The following is a 2,393-nucleotide window of genomic DNA, read 5'->3' on the forward strand; positions in this document are numbered from 1 at the left end:
GTGTGGATCAGCGTGGAAAAAGGACCCCGTTAGCGGGGTGATAGGCGTCGAAAGGGGACCCCTCATCCCGTTGGTCTAGGCACGCGCGCTTGGCGGAAGTCGGGCGGCGAGATCGGGATGTTGGTATTGGAGACGGTGTTGAAGATCCGGCGCGAGCATGCGGCCGGAAAAGCCATCAAGGCGATAGCGCGAGACCTGAATCTGTCGCGCAAGGTGGTGCGCAAGGCGATCCGCGCACCGGAGGCGGACTTTTCCTATCGACGCGCCGTGCAGCCGCTGCCGCGCATCGGGCCGTTCCAGGAGCGGCTGAACATGCTCCTGGAGGAAGACGAGGGCCGACCCCGGCGGGAGAAGCTGCGCATCACCCGCATTCATGACCTGCTGCTGCGCGAGGGGTTCGAGGGGTCATATGACGCGGTCCGGCGCTATGCGGCGCGATGGCGGCAGGAGCGTCGCCGGAATGCGCTCGATGCGCCGGCCTTCATCCCGCTGATGTTCCGTCCGGGCGAGGCCTATCAATTCGACTGGAGCCACGAGGACGTCGAGATCGCCGGCAAGCCAATGCGGGTGAAGGTGGCGCATGTCCGGCTCTGCGCGTCACGGGCGATCTATGTGCGGGCCTATCCGCGCGAGACGCAGGAGATGGTGTTCGACGCCCATGCGCGGGCCTTCGCCTTCTTCGGCGGCGTGCCGACACGCGGCATCTACGACAACATGAAGACGGCGGTGACGACGGTGTTCACCGGCAAGGAGCGGGTCTTCAACCGCCGCTTCCTCGTCATGACGGCCCATTACATGGTCGAGCCAACCGCCTGCTCGCCGGCGGCGGGCTGGGAGAAGGGCCAGGTCGAAAACCAGGTGCAGACGGCGCGTGGCCGCTTCTTCCAACCCCGCCTGCGCTTTGCCAGCATCGAGGAGCTGAACGGCTGGCTGGAGGCGGAATGCCGACGCTGGGCCGACACGCACCCCCATCCCGAGCAGAAGGAGTGGACCGTCGCCGAGGCGTGGGATGCCGAGCGCGGTGTGCTTCAGCCGGTCCTGGCGCCCTTCGACGGCTTTCATGAGAGCGAGCACGCGGTGACCGGCACGTGCCTGATAAGCTTCGACCGCAACCGCTATTCCGTCATGGCCAAGGCGGTGCGGCGCACGGTGCAGGTCCGCGCCTATGCCGACCGTATCGTCGTGCGTTGCCAGGGTGAGGTTGTCGCCGAGCACCGGCGCTTCTTCGGTCGCGACCGCACCATCTACGACCCTTGGCACTATCTGCCGGTGCTGGTGACCAAGCCCGGCGCCCTGCGTAACGGCGCCCCTTTCCAGGACTGGGACCTGCCGCCCGCGCTCGCGCGGCTGAGGCGCAAGCTGGGGGCCGGAGACGAAGCCGACAGGCGTTTCGTGCGCGTGCTGTCGGCCGTGCTCGTCGACGGCCTGGACCTGGTCGAAGCCGCTGTGCGCGAGGCGCTCGCTGCGGGCACGGTCAGCGACGACGTCATCCTCAACATCCTGGCGCGTCGGCGCGAGCCGCCGCGACCGCTCACCATCGTCACCTCGGAGGATCTGGAATTGAAATACCCGCCGCTCGCCGACTGCGGTCGCTACGACCAGCTCAGGGGGCTCCATGCAGCGGCATGAGATGATGGAGGCGATGGGCGGTCTCGGGCTCAAGGGCATGGCCAGCGCCTTCGACGAAGCCGTCACCACGGGCCTGCAGCGCAAGCGCACGACCATGGAGATCCTGACCGACCTGCTGCGCGCCGAGGCGACCCACCGGCATGCCGCGTCCATCCGCTACCGCATGACGGCGGCAAAGCTGCCGGCGGTGAAGGACCTCGATGCCTTCGTCTTCGACGGCACGCCCATCAACGAAGGGCTGGTGCGCTCGCTGCATGGCGGGTCGTTCCTCTCCGGACGGCGCAATGTCGTGCTGGTCGGCGGCACCGGAACGGGCAAGACGCATCTCGCCATAGCCATCACCGCCAATGTCGTGCGTGCCGGCGCCAGGGGCCGCTATTTCAACACCGTCGACTTGGTGAACCGCCTCGAAGAGGAGAGCCGCCTCGGTAAAGGCGGGGCGCTCGCCGCCCAGCTCGCCCGCCTCGACCTCGTGGTGCTCGACGAGCTCGGATACCTGCCTTTTGCCCGCTCAGGCGGCCAGCTGCTCTTCCATCTCGTCAGCAAGCTCTACGAACGCACCTCGGTCGTCGTCACCACCAACCTCGCCTTTGGCGAGTGGCCGACCGTCTTCGGCGACCCCAAGATGACGACTGCGCTGCTCGACCGCATTACCCACCATTGCGACATCGTCGAAACCGGCAACGACAGCTGGCGCTTCAAGAACCGGAGCTGAAAACCCTTCCCCCGGACCCCCATCCCGGCGGTTGACCCGGTGGGTCCAC

The 2,393-nt window shown here is 67.1% G+C and carries 2 protein-coding genes; both read left to right on the forward strand.

Features of this window, described 5'->3' with window-relative positions; genetic code table 11:
- The first annotated feature begins 117 nt into the window (after window positions 1-117).
- Complete coding sequence (istA, locus tag FHS98_RS18615; protein ID WP_167108965.1) at window positions 118-1,629, forward strand: IS21 family transposase; 1,512 nt, start codon at window positions 118-120, stop codon at window positions 1,627-1,629.
- Window positions 1,616-2,344, forward strand: a complete 729-nt coding sequence (istB, locus tag FHS98_RS18620; RefSeq protein WP_167108968.1) for an IS21-like element helper ATPase IstB — start codon at window positions 1,616-1,618, stop codon at window positions 2,342-2,344. Before istA ends, istB begins: the two co-directional genes overlap by 14 nt.
- The last annotated feature ends 49 nt before the right edge of the window (window positions 2,345-2,393 follow it).

The organism is Sphingomonas oligoaromativorans, from assembly GCF_011762195.1.
GTDB classification, from domain to species: domain Bacteria; phylum Pseudomonadota; class Alphaproteobacteria; order Sphingomonadales; family Sphingomonadaceae; genus Solisphingomonas; species Solisphingomonas oligoaromativorans.

What these genes read in the sequence shown, in the direction of transcription:
- istB (WP_167108968.1), top strand. Translation starts at nt 1,616, where the DNA reads ATGCAGCGGCATGAGATGATGGAGGCGATGGGCGGTCTCGGGCTCAAG.
- istA (WP_167108965.1), top strand. Translation starts at nt 118, where the DNA reads ATGTTGGTATTGGAGACGGTGTTGAAGATCCGGCGCGAGCATGCGGCC.